Source organism: Streptococcus australis ATCC 700641, from assembly GCF_000186465.1.
In the GTDB taxonomy this organism is placed as follows: domain Bacteria; phylum Bacillota; class Bacilli; order Lactobacillales; family Streptococcaceae; genus Streptococcus; species Streptococcus australis.
Genome location: NZ_GL636091.1, coordinates 1692311 through 1709136 on the forward strand (window position 1 = coordinate 1692311; position 16826 = coordinate 1709136).

General features: G+C 45.2%; 18 protein-coding genes. 3 read left to right on the top strand and 15 right to left on the bottom strand.

Features of this window, described 5'->3' with window-relative positions; all coding sequences use genetic code 11:
* Nucleotides 1–235: 235 nt before the first annotated feature.
* A complete protein-coding gene (locus HMPREF9421_RS07940; RefSeq protein WP_006596499.1) occupies nt 236–799 on the top strand; it encodes a hypothetical protein in 564 nt (187 codons plus the stop codon).
* Nucleotides 800–901: 102 nt separating this feature from the next.
* The gene (locus HMPREF9421_RS07945; protein ID WP_006597255.1) at nt 902–1300 is read left to right on the top strand and encodes a DUF6556 family protein; all 399 of its coding nucleotides are present in this window, start codon (nt 902–904) and stop codon (nt 1298–1300) included.
* A gap of 353 nt (nt 1301–1653) precedes the next feature.
* Here HMPREF9421_RS07945 and rfbB read toward each other — a convergent pair whose 3' ends face one another.
* From rfbB to yghU, 8 genes are all read right to left on the bottom strand, one after another.
* On the bottom strand, nt 1654–2700 hold the full coding sequence (gene rfbB / locus HMPREF9421_RS07955) for a dTDP-glucose 4,6-dehydratase (RefSeq protein ID WP_006596502.1): 1047 nt from the start codon (nt 2698–2700) through the stop codon (nt 1654–1656).
* A gap of 269 nt (nt 2701–2969) precedes the next feature.
* Nucleotides 2970–3563, bottom strand: a complete 594-nt coding sequence (locus HMPREF9421_RS07960) for a dTDP-4-dehydrorhamnose 3,5-epimerase family protein (RefSeq protein ID WP_006596503.1) — start codon at nt 3561–3563, stop codon at nt 2970–2972.
* A complete protein-coding gene (gene rfbA, locus HMPREF9421_RS07965) occupies nt 3563–4432 on the bottom strand; it encodes a glucose-1-phosphate thymidylyltransferase RfbA (RefSeq protein WP_006596504.1) in 870 nt (289 codons plus the stop codon). The genes HMPREF9421_RS07960 and rfbA overlap by 1 nt, the downstream gene beginning before the upstream one ends.
* Before the next feature lie 92 nt (nt 4433–4524).
* The gene (locus HMPREF9421_RS07970; protein ID WP_006597236.1) at nt 4525–5349 is read right to left on the bottom strand and encodes a ZIP family metal transporter; all 825 of its coding nucleotides are present in this window, start codon (nt 5347–5349) and stop codon (nt 4525–4527) included.
* Nucleotides 5350–5601: 252 nt separating this feature from the next.
* Nucleotides 5602–6690, bottom strand: coding sequence for an NAD(P)/FAD-dependent oxidoreductase (locus HMPREF9421_RS07975; RefSeq protein WP_006596506.1), 1089 nt, complete (start codon nt 6688–6690; stop codon nt 5602–5604).
* 9 nt (nt 6691–6699) lie between these two features.
* Nucleotides 6700–7497, bottom strand: coding sequence for a Nif3-like dinuclear metal center hexameric protein (locus tag HMPREF9421_RS07980; RefSeq protein ID WP_006596507.1), 798 nt, complete (start codon nt 7495–7497; stop codon nt 6700–6702).
* Complete coding sequence (locus tag HMPREF9421_RS07985; protein ID WP_006596508.1) at nt 7484–8173, bottom strand: tRNA (adenine(22)-N(1))-methyltransferase; 690 nt, start codon at nt 8171–8173, stop codon at nt 7484–7486. The genes HMPREF9421_RS07980 and HMPREF9421_RS07985 overlap by 14 nt, the downstream gene beginning before the upstream one ends.
* An 81-nt stretch (nt 8174–8254) precedes the next feature.
* Nucleotides 8255–9046, bottom strand: coding sequence for a glutathione-dependent disulfide-bond oxidoreductase (gene yghU, locus HMPREF9421_RS07990; protein WP_006596509.1), 792 nt, complete (start codon nt 9044–9046; stop codon nt 8255–8257).
* Between the two features lie 137 nt (nt 9047–9183).
* Between yghU and add the strand changes: the two genes are divergently transcribed.
* Nucleotides 9184–10203: an adenosine deaminase gene (gene add, locus HMPREF9421_RS07995; protein ID WP_006596510.1), complete on the top strand. Its 1020-nt coding sequence runs from the start codon at nt 9184–9186 to the stop codon at nt 10201–10203.
* A 35-nt stretch (nt 10204–10238) separates the two neighbouring features.
* Here add and HMPREF9421_RS08000 read toward each other — a convergent pair whose 3' ends face one another.
* The 7 genes from HMPREF9421_RS08000 to HMPREF9421_RS08030 all read right to left on the bottom strand — a co-directional run bounded on the left by HMPREF9421_RS08000 (nt 10239) and on the right by HMPREF9421_RS08030 (nt 16826).
* Nucleotides 10239–10925: a DnaD domain-containing protein gene (locus tag HMPREF9421_RS08000; protein ID WP_006596511.1), complete on the bottom strand. Its 687-nt coding sequence runs from the start codon at nt 10923–10925 to the stop codon at nt 10239–10241.
* 9 nt (nt 10926–10934) lie between these two features.
* A complete protein-coding gene (gene metA, locus HMPREF9421_RS08005; RefSeq protein ID WP_006596512.1) occupies nt 10935–11879 on the bottom strand; it encodes a homoserine O-acetyltransferase MetA in 945 nt (314 codons plus the stop codon).
* Nucleotides 11880–11980: 101 nt separating this feature from the next.
* Nucleotides 11981–12493 (bottom strand): adenine phosphoribosyltransferase, encoded by a 513-nt coding sequence (locus tag HMPREF9421_RS08010; protein ID WP_003002788.1) that lies wholly within the window; start codon nt 12491–12493, stop codon nt 11981–11983.
* A 110-nt stretch (nt 12494–12603) separates the two neighbouring features.
* Nucleotides 12604–14820, bottom strand: a complete 2217-nt coding sequence (gene recJ, locus HMPREF9421_RS08015; RefSeq protein ID WP_145958746.1) for a single-stranded-DNA-specific exonuclease RecJ — start codon at nt 14818–14820, stop codon at nt 12604–12606.
* A gap of 123 nt (nt 14821–14943) precedes the next feature.
* The gene (locus HMPREF9421_RS08020; protein WP_006596514.1) at nt 14944–15348 is read right to left on the bottom strand and encodes a GNAT family N-acetyltransferase; all 405 of its coding nucleotides are present in this window, start codon (nt 15346–15348) and stop codon (nt 14944–14946) included.
* 1 nt (nt 15349) lies between these two features.
* Complete coding sequence (locus HMPREF9421_RS08025) at nt 15350–16060, bottom strand: class I SAM-dependent methyltransferase (protein ID WP_006596515.1); 711 nt, start codon at nt 16058–16060, stop codon at nt 15350–15352.
* 10 nt (nt 16061–16070) lie between these two features.
* The gene (locus HMPREF9421_RS08030; RefSeq protein ID WP_006596516.1) at nt 16071–16826 is read right to left on the bottom strand and encodes an SDR family NAD(P)-dependent oxidoreductase; all 756 of its coding nucleotides are present in this window, start codon (nt 16824–16826) and stop codon (nt 16071–16073) included.

Consider the following 16826-nt stretch of genomic DNA (forward strand, 5'->3'; position numbering starts at 1 on the left):
CCACTCTCTCCTAGTCAATTTTCAATCATCTTATTGTAACATTTATAGGTTGGAGGGACAAGGATTTGGCAGGCTTCATTTTGTTCCTAGTTTCAGACAGAAAACTTGTAAATTTCTCAAAATAGCTTATGATGAAGATGGAGATTTTTGTAAAACGCTTACAAGATTCCCTGTTGTTTTTTATGACCTACTCAATTCCAGAACTGGAACGGATTGAAGATACAAGGAGACAAGCATGAAACGACCGATTTATCTTTGCATTGCCCTAGCTGGAAGCCTTGCTCTTGGAGGACTGCTCGCTGTCCTACCACCACTTCCATTTGCCCTCCCTTCTGCCCAACTAGCCTGTCACGGTAAAGGACAGTGTGACCTACAGCAGCCCTTGGAGAAGCCACCTTACTTTAGGGAAGATGAAGGCAGCCTCCGCGAAATGAGCCTTATCCAACCAATCCCTGGTGAATCCGATAGCCACATCGAATTCAAATGCTTGGTCGAATATAATGGCTGGTTCCGTCGTATCATCCGCGTCAAAGATGTAAAAGTGATTTCAAAAACCAAGGAATTCAAGGGTAAGATTGACTACTCTATCCCGGATCCAAACAAGATAGAGATTCAGGCGAATGGCCAGTTTATCTCTCCTAATGACTCCTCTAGTTTTAGTAACCATGAAATCATCAGCCAGCCTAGTCAAACAAACCAACCAATTTCAGTCTCTGAAAAAGGACAGGCAAACTTTGAAACGTCCTCTGAGGCAAGCGAGACTCAAAGTGTCCAATTTGAAAGCAATTTGAAATTTTAATAACCTCTTTCATTTCTTTTTAGACATTTTCATAAAAATAACGTATAATGACTAAAGTGTTCACATAAAAGAACAAAAATTGAAATGAAGAGGAAACAGATTATGTCACAATACTCACGAAAAGAAAAACACCAAGACAGCAACAGACCATCTAGAAGCGAAAAAGTGAAACAGAGCCTTTCTTTATTCCAGATGATTGTCGCAACGATTGCTAGTCTCCTCGGGATTATCGTTACTTCATTTACCATTTACAGTATCATGAAACCAACGACTAAGACAGAGGAGAAAAAAGATGGCTCCACTAGCGTTGTTGTTGTCCATGAAAAGGATGGATCTGCTACTGATTCAAGTGCTACGGGAACAGATACCAGTGCTAGCAGCAACCAAGCATCGGAAGCAAGCTCTGAACAAACAGATTCATCACAGGTAGAAACCAGTGTCAGTGAAGCTCCTGCAGACACAACACCATCTGCTACAGATACCGAATCATCTGCTAATTAATAAAAAGACCATTTGGTCTTTTTATTATAGAAAAGAGTACTTTTAAAAAAACTTTCCTTAGGTGAGTACAGACGTCAGCGAACTTCGAAGAAGTTCCATGACTTAGTTTTGGACCTAAGGTTCCAAAACTCCCGAGTGCTTGAAATACTATTGTTTCAAGCACTTTTCTCACAGCGGAAAGTTTTATAACTACATAAATGAATCGAACCATTAGACATCACTTTTTTTAAAAAAATTAACTAGTTATTTTATGCAAAAAAAGTTTGTATGCATTCTAAAAAACAGTATAGTCTATTTTAAAAATATAGAAAAGCCTCTGTCGACCAGAAATCCTGATCGATAGAGGCTTGTTTTTACTTGAGAACTTCTTGTGTTTTCGCGTAGTTAGCTTCAACAGCTTCTTTTTCGGCTTTCCACCAGTCTTGGTTATCTGTATACCACTTAATGGTTTCTTCCAAACCTGCTTCGAAGTTGGTGAATTGTGGTTCCCAACCTAATTCTTCACGCAATTTTGTTGAATCGATGGCGTAACGCAAATCGTGACCCGCACGGTCTGTTACACGGTCGTAGGCATCTTTTGGTTGTCCCATTTTTTCAAGGATCAACTCAAGCACTTCTTTGTTGTTCTTTTCACCATCGGCACCGATCAAGTAAGTTTCACCGATACGGCCTTTAGTAAGGATAGCCCAAACACCAGTTGAGTGGTCGTTGGTGTGGATCCAGTCACGGACGTTCTTGCCTTCACCATAAAGTTTTGGTTTGATACCAGACAAGATATTGGTAATTTGACGTGGGATGAACTTTTCGATGTGTTGGTATGGTCCATAGTTGTTTGAACAGTTTGAAATGGTTGCCTTAACACCGAAGGAACGAACCCAAGCCTTCACGATCAAGTCTGAAGCAGCCTTGGTTGATGAATAAGGGGATGATGGGTTGTATTTGGTTTCTGCAGTGAATTTTTCACCAGGACCTTCCCCATGTCCAGGAAGATCTTCTCGCAATGGAAGGTCTCCATACACTTCGTCTGTTGACACGTGGTGGAAACGAATATCGTATTTACGAGCAGCTTCCAAGAGTGTGTAGGTACCAATGAAGTTTGTGTGGATAAATGGTGATGGGTCATTCAATGAATTGTCATTGTGGCTTTCAGCCGCATAGTGAACGATCGCATCAGCCTTAGCAGCCAGTTGGTCAACCAATGCTGCGTCAGCAATGTCACCCACAACCAATTCAACACGGTCCCCAAGGATTTCTTCGATGTTGGCACGGTTACCTGCGTAAGTGAGTTTGTCAAGGACAGTCACATGCACGTCTGGATGGTTGTTGTAGACATAGTGTACGAAGTTTGAACCGATGAAACCAGCGCCACCGGTTACGATGATGTTTTTGTATTCAGTCATTTTTTCTCCAAAAAATTGTTTTTTCTTTATCGTTCCTTAAATCAATCTTTTTTTAGCTTTCCTTAGGTGAGTACGGACGTCAGCGAACTTCGAAGAAGTTCCATGACTAAGTTTTGAGCCTAGTGTCTCAAAACTTCCGAGCACCTGAAACACAATGGTTCAGGTGCTTTTTTCACGGCGGAAAGCTAAGCATATAGCTCGCTTCGCTCGTTTATAGCAAACCTAAAAACTATATAATAATTGTCTTGATTGTTTTAAGAGCTTCATTTTTACAAATCTTCTGCTTTTAGGGGTTTGACGTCTTTGAGCAATGGGTGATTCTTGTCAGCTTCTGAGACTTCTGCTTCTTCCAAATTTTCCCACTGGATGTCTAGACTTGGGTCTGCATAATTAACAAATGCATATTTTGGCTTGAGTTCCAATGCCCAGTAATCATTGACCAAATAGCTGTAGGCTACTTTGTCAGACAAGACTTGGAAACCATTGGCAACGCCACGTGGGACGAAGATTCCTTTAGAAGCATCAATCACAGTTTGGTAAGTGTTCCCAAAGGTCTCACCTTCACGAAGGTCCACCCAAGTTCCGAGAACCTTGCCTTCATCTGCTACAGAGATGTACTTATCCCAAGGTTCTGCATGCAAACCACGCAAGACATGCTTGCGAGAGAAAGACACATTGTTTTGCAACTTGCCTTCCGCAAAGAAGCTCTCAGGAAATCCAAGGGGAAGCATCTTCTCTTTTTGAAAGTTTTCTTTGAACCAACCACGGTTATCTCCATGAACTGGAATATCAAATTCCAGCAAACCTGGGATCGCTTCAATCTTACGGGCTGCTAATTCTTTTCCGAAAAATTGTTCTGTCATTAAGCTTCTCCAATCAAACGGAGCAAATATTGTCCGTATTCGTTTTTCTTCAGAGGTTGAGCCAATTCATAGACTTGCTCTTTAGTAATATAGCCCATACGATAGGCAATTTCCTCAAGGTTGGCTACTTGGACATTTTGCAAACGTTGAACCGTCTCGATATATTGAGAAGCCTGCAAGAGACTTTCATGAGTTCCTGTATCCAACCAAGCAAAGCCACGGCCCATAAGCTCAACAGAGAGATCTCCACGCTCCAAATATGCCTTGTTGACATCGGTGATTTCGAGCTCTCCACGAGGACTTGGTTTGATATTTTTGGCAATCTCTACCACATCATTGTCATAGAAGTAAAGCCCAGTCACCGCAAAATTCGATTTTGGATGTTCTGGTTTTTCTTCGATTGAGACGGCATTCATGTCCGCGTCAAACTCTACCACACCAAAACGTTCTGGATCTTTGACTTGGTAACCAAAGACAGTCGCGCCTTTTTCTTTGGCTTCCGCCCGTTGCAACATCTTGGTTAAGCCATTTCCGTGGAAGATATTATCTCCAAGTACGAGGGCAACATGATCATCACCAATAAATTCTTCTCCAATGATGAAAGCTTGCGCCAAGCCATCTGGACTTGGTTGCTCTGCATAAGAGAGGGAAATTCCTAGTTCAGAACCATCTCCAAGAAGCTCTTCAAAACGAGGAAGATCCTGCGGAGTTGAGATGATCAGGATATCTTTGATCCCTGCCAACATAAGGGTTGACAGTGGATAGTAGATCATTGGTTTGTCATAAATGGGCATCAACTGTTTGGAAGCGGCACGGGTCAAAGGATACAAACGAGTCCCCGAACCACCAGCTAAAATAATACCTTTCATAATGTTAGGCCTTTCTACGTAGTCATTACCCTTATTTTATCATGTTTATATAAAAAAGTCACCTTGCATTTGTGTTGCAAGGTGATGACACTTTATCCCAAAGCTACGTCTAGGATCATCATAATGACAAAGCCAACCATGAGACCGAGGGTCGCAACATCTGTGTTGCCATTCGTCTGTGAGTCTGGGATCAACTCTTCGACCACTACAAAGATCATAGCGCCTGCTGCAAAAGAGAGGGCATATGGTAGGATGGCTGTCATAGATAAGACGGCAACTGCTCCTAGCAGGGCTCCTACTGGCTCAACCATGGCTGACATGGATCCCCAATAAAAGGCATTGAGACGGGATTTTCCATCCGTCCGGATTGGGATCGAGAGGGCAGCTCCCTCTGGGATATTTTGCAAGCCAATCCCAATGGCCAAACCAACCGCCCCGATAAAAGCTTCTGGACTTGGATTACTAGCCAGAGCTCCAAAGGCCACTCCGACCGCCAAGCCTTCTGGGAAATTGTGGATGGTAATAGCGAGAAAGAGGAGGGTCGTTTTAGACAACTTCTTCTCTCTCGGCGTATGGATACTCTCTGCCTCTTCAATCTCCTTCGTCATATGAAGGTGAGGGACGATGACGTCGATCAAGCAGAGGAAGAATCCTCCAGTTAGAAAACCAATCGCCACTGGCAACCAAGCCAAACTTCCATAGGAGTTTTCCGCATACTCAATAGACGGTTGCAAGAGGGACCAAAAAGAAGCCACAATCATAACACCAGCCGCGAAGCCCATCATGATGTCCAAGAGTTTTCGACTAATATGCTTGAAGAAAAATACAATGGCTGACCCTACGATGGTACAGCCCCATGTAAACAATCCTGCGAGAAAGGCCTGTAAGACCACGGATTGTGATTGAACCCAATTCATAACAACTCCCATTTTCTTGTTGATTCGCTTGTTCTATTCTACTATTTCTATCCGAATGAAGGAAGATCTTTCGAAAAAAAGAGAGTGGGACAGAAATCGGTAATTCGTTAGAATTCGATTTCGTCGTCCCACCTCCGCACAGTTGAGTAGGGCTGTAAAAGCTGATGAATTCAGCGTAGTAGAGCCCACTCAACCACTGCGTCTTGCTCGACAATCCAAAGAAAATTGAGAGGCTAGGACTTTTGTCCCAGCCTACTTCTTCACATATTGTTCAACTGGATAATCTGCTGGATCTAGGCGCACCTTTCCTCCTGCCACTAGTTGGGCCAGGTGCCACCCAATAAGGGGACCAGTTGTGAGGCCAGACGAACCAAGTCCACTAGCGACATAAATACCAGCTTGATCGGGAAGAGCTCCCCAAAAGGGCGAGAAGTCGCTGGTGTAAGCCCGGGTACCTACGCGCTCACCGACAACTGTCGCTTGAGCTAGTTCTGGATAGTAGGTCAAGGCTTCTTCTTCCATTTGATTCAGCAAAGCTTGATCCACTGTTAGGTCAAAGCCTAGCTCATTCTCATGGGTAGCGCCCATACTGATCTTGCCTTGCTGGAAGGGAATGATATCCAGTTCTCCTTCTGGCATAACCACAGGATAATTATTCGTATCTAGGTCTAGCTGATAATCCCTCAACTGTCCTTTTTGCGGACGGACATCCACTTGGTAGCCAAGTGGCTCAAGGATTTGCCCCAACCAGGCTCCTGTCGCTAGGATTACTTGGTCATAGCTCTCTCCTGCTATCTGAAAACCATCACCCGTGACGGAGAGAGTAACCTCTTCCTTGATCACTCTTGCGCCACTTGCTTTAAGGAGAGTTTCCGTTAGAAGGGCTCCCTCTACATGGGCCCCACCCGTGGCATAAAGGAGCTGTTCAAAGCCTTGCAGACCTGGGAATTGTTGACCTACTTCTTCTTTGGTTAAAACCGCCAATTCCCCAATCAAGGGAGATTCTTCCCGTCGACTCAGCGCCAACTGATAGAGTTCATCTAATTTCTCTTCCTTTTTCTTAAGAAGATAGACCCCTGTCTGCTGGTAAAAGTCTGTTTTGATTCCGTCTTTGGCTAGGTCCTCTACCAATTCTTGGTAGAAATCAGCTCCTAGCCGAGCTAGACGATACCAAGCCTTGTTTCGCCGCTTAGAAAACCAAGGGCTAATAATGCCAGCCGCTGCCTTGGTTGCTTGGCCAACTCCGTGATCATAGACAGTGACATCTATCTGTGCTTCCTTGGATAAATAATAGGCTGCAGTGGATCCAACAATCCCTGCACCGATAATGGCAACTTTCATGATAACCCCTTAGATATGATAAAAAGGATTGGTGCTGGCTTGACTGCCAATCACTTCGATTTCCCACGCTTCTTCAGACTTCCACTGATTGAGTTTTTCGACTAGTTTCGACACAAAGAGAACTTCGATATGGTGACCTGGATCCAAGGCAAGGAGACCATCGCTCAGCATGTCTTGAGCCGTGTGGTAGTAGATATCTCCTGTGATATAGACCTCTGCCCCCTTAGCAAGAGCATCCTTGTAAAAGGATTGGCCACTTCCACCACAGATAGCGACGCGCTCAATCATCCGATCCAGGTCCGCCTGGTCATAACCAACCAAGCGTAAGGCATCTAAGCCAAAGGTTTCTTTTACCTTATGAGCCAACTGGCCAAAGGTTTGGGTGCGCACTTGACCGATCCGGCCGATTCCTAGACCTTCTCCTGTCATGCTGAGGGGCTTTGTATTTTCAATTTCTAAGAGCCGGCAGAACCAATCGTTCAATCCATCTGGAACAATATCAATATTGGTATGGCTGACATAGACCGCAATATCATGCTTGATCAAGTCAATGTAGATCTGATTTTGAGCCCGATCGGCAACCAGATCCTTAATAGGACGAAAAATGGGCGCATGTTTGACAATGATCAAGTCCACTCCATGATCAATGGCTTCTGCCACCGTCTGCTCCCGGATATCCAAGGCTACCATGACCTTCTTGATGTCTTTTTGCAGCGTCCCGACCTGTAGCCCACGGACATCTCCCTCCATGGAAAGTTCCTGGGGACAGTAGGCTTCATAGCGTTTGATAACTTCACTTGCTAGCATTTAGGACCTCCTTGATTTGGGCGATGCGCTCTTCTAACGATGCTCTGGCGGACTGATTCTCAACTGGGACCTGCTCCAAGGCAAAGGCTAATTTCTCCACTTCCTTGGACCATTTTTGAACAAAGGCTGGAGCTTGTTCTATCATCAAATACGGACCAAAGCGCAATTCCTTAGCTGTCAACTCTTGAGAACCCTGTTCGACCACGAGGATCTCATAAAACTTCTCATTTTCTTCTAAGATAGCTTCATCAACAAGGCGGAAATCATGGTCTACTAACCAAGCCCGCAGTTCATCCTCCCGATTATTGGGTTGCAAGACCAAGCGAGAGACACCGGCTAATTTCTCAAGCCCTGCTGCTAAGATATCTGCAATCAAGCGCCCTCCCATTCCTGCGATGGTGATGCAGGAAATACTATCTGTTGCTTGAAATGCAGCCAAGCCATTAGCCAGGCGGACTTCAATCTTGTCCTCTAAACCATTATCGGCGACATTTTGCAGGGCAGACTGATAAGGTCCTTCAACCACTTCCCCTGCAATAGCAGCCTCAATCTTGCCTTCCTGTAAAAGAGCGATTGGGAGATAAGCGTGGTCACTTCCCACATCTAACAGACGCGCTCCTTCTGGGACGAAGCTAGCCACCAAGTCCAAGCGATTTGATAATTTTGTAAATTCCATGTTCTACTTTCTAAACTTTTATTCCATCCTTAAGTATACCATGTTTGCACCATTAAAAAAAGGCGCGACGGCGCCTTTTCCTTATGCATCAATTTCCTTATATTCTACTTCCAAGCCACGTTGCACTGCTGGGCGATTAGCAATTTTCTCTGTCCAAGCTTGCAAATGCTTGTATTCCTTCACATTCAGGAAAATTCCCGCACGATCCCAAACCTTGTCTTGGGCTAGACGGCCATACCAAGACCAGATAGCAATATCTGCAATGGTATAATCCTCCCCTGCAATATAAGGTTTGGTCGCCAATTCTTTGTCCAGTAGGTCCAATTGGCGTTTGGCTTCCATGGCAAAGCGGTTGATGGCATACTCGATTTTTTCAGGAGCGTAGTGGAAGAAATGGCCAAAGCCCCCACCTAGAAATGGCGCAGCCCCTGTCTGCCAGAAGAGCCAGTTAAGCACTTCGGTCCGTTTAGCAGGATCTGTCGGAATCAATTTTCCAAATTTCTCTGCTAGATACAAGAGAATATTGGCTGATTCAAAGACCCGAATGGCTTGGTCACCTGATTGATCCAACATGGCTGGAATTTTCGAGTTTGGATTGATGGCCACAAAGTCACTGCCGAATTGATCCCCATCACCAATCTTGATGCGATAAGCGTCATAGCCCGCATCTACACCCAACTCTTTTAGTTCTTCCAGCATAATAGTCACCTTGATCCCATTTGGGGTTGGAAGAGTATAGAGTTGGAAAGGCTGGTCGCCTTTTGGAAGAGTCTGTTCAAAGCGGGCACCTGCTGTTGGTTGGTTCAAGCTACCCCAGGCTCCACCCATTTGATTTGGCGCTTCCCATACTTCCGGTAATTGATAATCTGACATCTCTGTTCTCCTTTGTCTATGTTACTACTACCATATCAAATCCTGCCTCTAGTTTCAAAAATCTGCTACGCTAGCTTTACTTGACTTTTCTTGGCAAAATGATAGTATAGAAAAAATACATTTTAAGGAGAAAAAATATGTCCACAATTGACTTTCATAGTTTGGCAAAGACAGAACTCCACTGTCACTTAGACGGTTCCTTGTCTCTACCGACTATTCGCCAATTGGCAGCCATGACCAATATTGACCTTCCTGCTAGCGATGAAGAGCTCAAGCACCATGTCACTGCCCCTGCCCACTGTGAGAATCTTTTGGACTATTTGGAGGCCTTTGACTACATTCGCCCTCTCCTTCAGACCAAGGAAGCCTTGACACTTGCTGCTTACGATGTGGCCAAGCAAGCTGCTTTGGAAAATGTCGTCTACATTGAGGTTCGTTTTGCCCCAGAATTGTCCATGGACCAAGGGCTCACTGTCCCAGAAACTATCGATGCTGTCTGTGAAGGATTGCACCAAGCCCAGGATGAATTTGACATTACAGCCAAAGCCCTCGTCTGTGGTATGCGCCAGTCGGATCAAGAACTCACCTCTCGCATCTTGGCAGAAGCCAACCAAGTCACAGATCAGGATTTTGTCGGCTTTGACTTCGCTGGGGATGAGCATCACTACCCTCCACAAGCCATTGATGCCCTCATCCAACAGGTCAAAAGTTACAACCGACCCATGACCCTGCATGCTGGCGAGTGCCACTGCCCAGCCAATGTTGCTCAATCCATGGCCTACGGCATCAAACGAAATGGTCATGTGACCTTGCTAGCAGATGAACCAGAGCTTCTAAAAGAGTTTGTGAAAAATGGAGTCACCGGTGAACTCTGCTTGACCAGTAACCTTCAAACCAAGGCTGCTGCCACTGTGGCGGACTTCCCTTACCTCAAGATGAAGGAAGCTCAAGCTCATATCAGTATCAACACCGATAACCGGACCGTCTCTGATACGGATTTGACCAAGGAATATGCCCTCTACCATCGCCACTTCCAAACGACCCCAGCTGACTTTTACCAGCACAATGTCGATGCCATCCAGGCTTCCTTTGCTAGTGAGAAGGAAAAGCAAGAACTCCTGACCAAACTAGAAGAAGCCTATGCAGACTATTTATAAACGAAAAAAACTAGCACTTTATAAGTGCTAGTTTTTTAATCTTTCCACAAATCCATCGCCTGTAAGAAATCATCTGAAACTGTGACATTTTCAGGCTGAAGGGCCTCCCGCTCTTGTTGTTTGATTTTTAATTGTGTCAAACTGGTAATGCCCTCCCGTCGCCAATTGCGCAGGATGGCCTGAATGTATTTCCAGTGAGGCTTGCCGTTAAAGACTGCTTCTCTCAAGGCAGCCTTCACAATATCAGGGTCTGTTTGGTCCTGTTTGACTGTCTGTGTCAAATCTTCAATTTCAAAGGGAGTCAATAGACGGCCCAACTCTTGCTCAAATGTTTTGACCAAATCAGCCAGCTCATTTTCTGCTGACTTGTCTTGCCCACGCTGTGCTACTTCTGTCTTACTTTGAAGCAGGTCATCCAAGCGTTCGAGGGCAATGGTCGCATCAAAAAGAACTTCAATCTCGCCATCTAACTCAATAGTCCGGTATTGGAGCAACCCTTGGTTGGTCAGGCGAGACATGGACTGGTTGACTTCTGCGACAGACTTGCCAATCGCATCTGCAATTTGATTCGGCGTGAGACTGGATTGGTTGGTCGTGTTCTGCAAATAAAAGAACTGCCAAACCAGAAAATCCTCTGCGTCTTTAAATAAGTGGTGATAATGGAAAAGGAAGGCACTTGGTAAGACCAAATTGCCTGACTTAAATGCTTGTGAATATGTCATACTACCCCTTTATAGGTAACCATAAAATGAAATATCTTTTTCTAACTCCTCCAAACGATAAGGAGTTTCTTGGTAAACTGCATAATTGATCCAATTACTAAAGAAGTTGGCTGCCGCTAAGTTCCACCGCATCCGAGGATCGCGACTGCTGTCATCCTGATCATAATAGTTCTTGGGAAGATCTGGATTCAAGCCTGCTTTGACATCCCGCTGGTATTCCTTGGCCAAGGTATCACGGTCATACTCCAGATGACCAAAACTATAGACCTCTCGAAGGTCTGGGCTTGCCAGAATAGATAGACCTACTTCACCGCCTTGAGCTAAGACTTGCAAGTTGCTCTTGTCTAGCACTTCTTTGAGGGGAACATCCGTATAACGTGAGTGAGGAGCCAGAAAAGCATCATCAAAACCACGCATCAATCGGTTCTGTGGATTCATGACTGTTTGCTCATAGATCCCTGATAGCTTGTCACAGAGAGCTACTTTTTCAATCCCATAGCGGTAATAGAGGCCAGCTTGCGCACCCCAACAAAGATGCAAGGTTGAAAAAACATGGCGCTTCGACCAAGCAAAGACCTTTGTTAACTCCTCCCAGTAATCCACTTCCTCAAAAGCCAATTTCTCTACTGGAGCTCCCGTAATGATCAGGCCATCATAATAATTCTCTTTAATATCCTCAAAGGATTTATAGAAGACTTCCATATGCTCTGCTGCTGTTGTCTTGGACTCATGGCTGGTCATATAGAGGAAATCCACATTGATCTGCAAGGGAGTATTGGCCAGGAGGCGTAACAGTTGAGTCTCAGTTGCTACCTTAGTCGGCATGAGATTCAAAATCAGAACATTCATCGGACGAATATCTTGGTGAGTTGCCCGAATATCATCCATGACAAAAATATTTTCTGAACGAAGAATATCAACTGCTGGTAATTTCTTATCTAAGGTAATTGGCATAAAAAGCTCCCATCTTACAAGTTGTTACCTCTTATTATAAGACAGGAGCATATAGTTTTCAATTATGGTTTTTCTCTATCTAGATATAGCTCTAAACTATATTAGTAATGCATCAAGACTTTGTAATCGTAGTCTCCGATTGCTTCGCGACCTTTGAGATCATCGAGCTCGATCAAGAAGGCACAACCTGCAACCACTCCACCGAGTTTTTCAATCATTTCGATGGTTGCTTTAACCGTACCACCTGTTGCCAAGAGGTCATCGACGATGAGAACGCGTTGACCTGGTTTGATAGCATCAGCGTGCATGGTCAAGGTATCCACACCGTATTCTTTTTCGTAGTCCGCTGAGATGACTTCACGTGGCAATTTACCAGGTTTACGAACAGGCGCAAAACCAATACCGAGCTCGAAAGCGACCGGACAACCAACGATGAATCCACGCGCTTCAGGGCCGACGATCATGTCGATTTTCTTATCGGTTGCGTATTGAACGATTTCACGAATCGCATAACTATAAGCATTGCCATCTGCCATCAACGGGCTGATATCACGGAAGGTAATCCCTTCTTGTGGATAGTTTTCAATGCTTGCAATGTAATCTTTTAAATTCATTTCTAACTTCTTTCAAAATTTATGTTTACATTTCATTATACCATGAAAATTTATGAGATGCACTAGAAAGTCTTAAAAAAGCAGACTTTAGTACGATTCATGAGCAATCGTTACTTTTCATCAGAAAGCAAATAATCATAGATTTCTTGCACAGACCCTAGGGCCATGAGTTCCTGGTCTTTAACCGTCTGCACCAAGTCCTGATAGATGGAACTAGAGGCAATCTCCTTCTTCTCCGCATCCTTGTTAACCGTCATGATGCCATTTTTAATCTGGACAAAGCCCAATTCTTGGAAAATCTGGATCATCTTGATCAACAAAACCTGTGGAATCTTGAGGTAGTCAGATAGTTGGCTGAGCTTATGGCGAATATCAAACTCAGGGAACTGATACAGTGTTTTGTAGAGTTTAGCATACTGATCACGGCTACCGTAGCCGGTCAAATAATAGGCCTTGTCTAAGTGATTTTTAAAATAAACCGCTTGGAAGTTCTGTTCTTGGAAGAGCGCTTTTAAGTCAGCCAGGTCATCCGGTATGCGATCGATGACAATGGCAGGGGAATCTTCCCCTTCTTCCAACTGACTAAAGAGTGGGACGGCTTGTGGGAGAGGAGCATTCTTTCCTCGGATATTGTAGAGCTGTACTCCTTCTACACGGGCATCCACAACCATCAGTTGCAGGGTGGTCTGTCCATTCCACTGATTGACGGACAAGGATACCACCAACTCCAGATTTTTCGCTTGGGAGTACTCCAATTCCAAATGGCCCTGACCAAAAGCCACGACATCAAAGCGGGCATCGCCTTTTTGAATCTTCAACTTCAGATGGCTATTACCAGCCCCCATGTTCCGACTAGACTCCACTTGGAAATCACGAATGTAAAAGACCGGCTTCTTATGGTCCATCCCAAAAGGTGCTAGACGATCAAAACTCTTTAAGGTATCCAAGGTCAGCTCTTCTAGGTCCAATTCCTCATCCACAAAGAGTGTGGATTTGGCCGTCAGGTCAATCCCTTTTTCACGAATATAATCGGAAAAAATCTCGGTCAGATGAGGGAGCTTGTCCACTTCCAAAGTCATACCAGCTGCACCCGCATGACCTCCAAAGGCGATAAAGAGATCCCGATGGGGATCTAGGGCTTCAAAAATATGGACACTTTCGGGACTTCGCGCACTTCCCTTAGCCTTGCCTTGGTCTATGGTGAGGACGATGATGGGCTGATGGAGCTCTTCTAGCAGTCGACCGGCTACGATCCCTAAGACACCAGGATTCCAGCCTTCTTTTGCCAAGATTTGAACGGGAAGACTTGGGTCCACCATAGCTTTGGCCTCATCATAGATGGATTGGACGATCTCCTTGCGCTCTTCATTTTTGGCTTGAATCATCAGCGCAATCTCCAACGCCTCTTCGTCGTCAAAGCCTGTCAAGAGTTCGACCGCTGGATTTGGGTCATCCAAGCGACCTAGCGCATTGAGACGAGGGGCAATCTGAAAACCAACCGTTTCTTCATTTACATCTTGAGGGGCGATGGAGGCCAGCTTGAGCATTTCCTGAAGGCCGATCCGTTGGGTTTGACGAAGGACACCTAGGCCGTACTTGACCAGGATGCGGTTTTCGTCTGTCAGACTGACCATATCCGCAATGGTCCCAATGGCTACCAAATCCAGAAAATCTAGAGGCACCTCTTCTAAGAGAGCAGTCGCTAATTTAAAGGCAACTCCACAGCCCGCTAAGTGTTTGAAAGGGTAATCGGCATTTGGATGCTCGGGGTGAATGACAGCATAGGCATCGGGCAAGACTTCGGGCATGGCATGGTGGTCTGTCACAATGACATCTACCCCCATGCTTTGGGCCAAATCAATGGCTTCATGTCCAGCTACTCCATTGTCCACCGTGATGATGAGGGAAATCCCTTGCTGTTCGATAAAGTACTTGTAGACACTGGCATTGGGACCATACCCATCTGTAAAACGATTAGGCAGATAGACCGCTACTTCCGCCCCCATCTGCTCCAGGGTTTCCTTCATGATAGAAGCAGCCGTCATCCCGTCCGCATCATAGTCTCCATAAACTAGGATCTGTTCATAATCTTCAATAGCTTGTCGGATCCGATCCACAGCCTTGTCCATATCGTGTAGCAGGTAGGGATCATGCAGATCTTCTAGCCGCGGTTCTAGAAAACGATCCAGCGCCTCTTCCGTCTGGATCCCTCGTTCTCCCAGTAACTTGGCTGCAGATGCTTCCAATCCTCTTTTCTTTGCTTGCGCCAAAAAAGTATCATCTGAAAAGGGCGCAGCAAACTGCCATTCATATTTTGACGTGATCATCTGTTTATCTTTTCTCCCTGTCATCTAGTCTACTTATTATATCATGAATCTTTTTTTCAAATGTGATAAAAGATTTTACAGAAGAAAATGAAGAAAGGATTCCCTATCTGGAAACCCTCTCCGTCAATTACTATAAATCATCCCTGTACAGGCTTGCTCTGACAATTCGACAAAGCCAAGGGATTGGTAAAAGGAAAGATTTTTCTCGCTCCGTTCAGTGACAAGAAGCCGTTGATAGACATTAGGAAAGGTAGCTAAAGCCTCTTCTAGGAGTTTCTTTCCGATGCCTTGGCGCTGGTAATCTGGTCGCACCAAGAGATCTTGCACCAACAGGACAGAGTGCCCATCTCCTACCAAGCGAATGTAGGCTACTAACTCTTCCTTATCATAAACCGCCAACTGCCAGAGACTGGCTTTGACAGCTTCTTCTAGCATGGTTGGGTTATTGGTATAATTGGTCCAGCCGACCGAGCTGTAGAGTGCGAGTAGGTCTGTCATCGCTGGAATTTCTTTTTTATAATGTAACATCTTAACTCCTTTTTAAGCTATAGTGCTTGAAGAAGGCGATATCTCTGTAAGGGGACTCTTGGCAAACGGACAGCTCCATTTTGAGCATAGACTCTCTCCAGCCTTCTTGGCCTTTGAAGCGATTGTCCTGCAAGGCGTAAAAGACTCGAATTCCCTGGTAGTTCTGAACTTCAAGAGCTAGGTCTTCGACTGTTCTATCTAGATCATAGGCCTGGGCCAAGCCCATGGAGTGGGTTTCCAGATCTTGGCCTGCTAGCAAATCGACGGCCTTCTGAGTATCATTTTCAAAGACCACCGTCTGCAGGACGCGGCCAACCTCATTGTGCTTGACGATAGAGAGCAGGCCTCCTGGTTTCAAGAGACGGGTAAATTCTTCAAGAACCAGCTTGCGATCCTCTACATACTCCAAGACATTGTGGCAAAGGATGACATCAAAGCTGGCATCTTCAAGGCTTGCTAACTGGTCCAGACTTCCGACCAGTTGCTGGTAGGAATGTTCTTGGGCCCGCAAGGCTACCATTTCTTCATTCGGCTCCACAGCAAGGACTTGATTTTCTTTTGCTAGGTGGTTGGCCACCAGGCCAAAGCCACTGCCAAAATCAAGCACTCGCTTTCCCTTGATGTCCTGTAATTGGTCAAAAAGGATATCATAATAGATCTGTCCCCAGGGTTGCTGGAGATTTTCTAAATAAGCTTGAATATTTGCGGCCATCTGGCTCCTCCTATTTGTAATTGAACATCTTGCTGGCGAGCTTGTCCGAGATGCGTGGGAATAGGGTATAGAGCTTGTGGGTCAGGTTCAAGAGCCAAGGAAGATTGAGCTCGCGTTTTGCTTTTCCAAAGTTTTTAACGATCTTCTTGGCTACAAAATCTGGTTCCAAAATGTAGCGGTCCACAGCCTTAACATAGCTTCCGTCAGGATCTGCCTGATCAAAGAAACTAGTCCGAATGGGGCCTGGATTGACCGTCGTCACATGGACACCAAAGGGCATGAGTTCCAAGCGTAGGGCATTGGAAAAGCCAATGGCCGCAAACTTGGTCGCCGAATAGAGGCTAGATTTAGCAGTTGCGACGAGACCCGCCATGCTGACGATATTGACGATGTGCCCCTTGCCTGCTTCCTTCATTCCCTTAGCAACGATGCGCGAGAGGTTCATCAGGGCAAAAGTATTGACTTCAAACATGGAATGAATCTGCTCATTAGTGATCTGGTCAAACTCTTCAAAGATCCCATAGCCTGCATTGTTGACCAAAACATCAATCTTTCCATAGCACTGAGTCAGCTCTTCCACTAGCTGTTGGACAGCTGAGGAATCTGTGATATCAAGCCCGATGCATTCGGCCTGAGGATAGCTAGCATAGAGTTTTTCCAGTTTTTCTTGATTTCTGCCTAAGAGAATCAATCGGTCCTCAGGGAGGAGCTTGACCATTTCCTGAGCCAGGCCTCCGCTTGCTCCTGTGATGATGATAGTTCGCAT

Excerpts from the sequence above, each read along its gene's own strand:
- HMPREF9421_RS07940 (WP_006596499.1), top strand. The coding sequence starts at position 236 with ATGAAACGACCGATTTATCTTTGCATTGCCCTAGCTGGAAGCCTTGCT.
- HMPREF9421_RS07945 (WP_006597255.1), top strand. The coding sequence starts at position 902 with ATGTCACAATACTCACGAAAAGAAAAACACCAAGACAGCAACAGACCA.
- rfbB (WP_006596502.1), bottom strand. The coding sequence starts at position 2,700 with ATGACTGAATACAAAAACATCATCGTAACCGGTGGCGCTGGTTTCATC.
- HMPREF9421_RS07960 (WP_006596503.1), bottom strand. The coding sequence starts at position 3,563 with ATGACAGAACAATTTTTCGGAAAAGAATTAGCAGCCCGTAAGATTGAA.
- rfbA (WP_006596504.1), bottom strand. The coding sequence starts at position 4,432 with ATGAAAGGTATTATTTTAGCTGGTGGTTCGGGGACTCGTTTGTATCCT.
- HMPREF9421_RS07970 (WP_006597236.1), bottom strand. The coding sequence starts at position 5,349 with ATGAATTGGGTTCAATCACAATCCGTGGTCTTACAGGCCTTTCTCGCA.
- HMPREF9421_RS07975 (WP_006596506.1), bottom strand. The coding sequence starts at position 6,690 with ATGAAAGTTGCCATTATCGGTGCAGGGATTGTTGGATCCACTGCAGCC.
- HMPREF9421_RS07980 (WP_006596507.1), bottom strand. The coding sequence starts at position 7,497 with ATGCTAGCAAGTGAAGTTATCAAACGCTATGAAGCCTACTGTCCCCAG.
- HMPREF9421_RS07985 (WP_006596508.1), bottom strand. The coding sequence starts at position 8,173 with ATGGAATTTACAAAATTATCAAATCGCTTGGACTTGGTGGCTAGCTTC.
- yghU (WP_006596509.1), bottom strand. The coding sequence starts at position 9,046 with ATGTCAGATTATCAATTACCGGAAGTATGGGAAGCGCCAAATCAAATG.
- add (WP_006596510.1), top strand. The coding sequence starts at position 9,184 with ATGTCCACAATTGACTTTCATAGTTTGGCAAAGACAGAACTCCACTGT.
- HMPREF9421_RS08000 (WP_006596511.1), bottom strand. The coding sequence starts at position 10,925 with ATGACATATTCACAAGCATTTAAGTCAGGCAATTTGGTCTTACCAAGT.
- metA (WP_006596512.1), bottom strand. The coding sequence starts at position 11,879 with ATGCCAATTACCTTAGATAAGAAATTACCAGCAGTTGATATTCTTCGT.
- HMPREF9421_RS08010 (WP_003002788.1), bottom strand. The coding sequence starts at position 12,493 with ATGAATTTAAAAGATTACATTGCAAGCATTGAAAACTATCCACAAGAA.
- recJ (WP_145958746.1), bottom strand. The coding sequence starts at position 14,820 with ATGATCACGTCAAAATATGAATGGCAGTTTGCTGCGCCCTTTTCAGAT.
- HMPREF9421_RS08020 (WP_006596514.1), bottom strand. The coding sequence starts at position 15,348 with ATGTTACATTATAAAAAAGAAATTCCAGCGATGACAGACCTACTCGCA.
- HMPREF9421_RS08025 (WP_006596515.1), bottom strand. The coding sequence starts at position 16,060 with ATGGCCGCAAATATTCAAGCTTATTTAGAAAATCTCCAGCAACCCTGG.
- HMPREF9421_RS08030 (WP_006596516.1), bottom strand. The coding sequence starts at position 16,826 with ATGCGAACTATCATCATCACAGGAGCAAGCGGAGGCCTGGCTCAGGAA.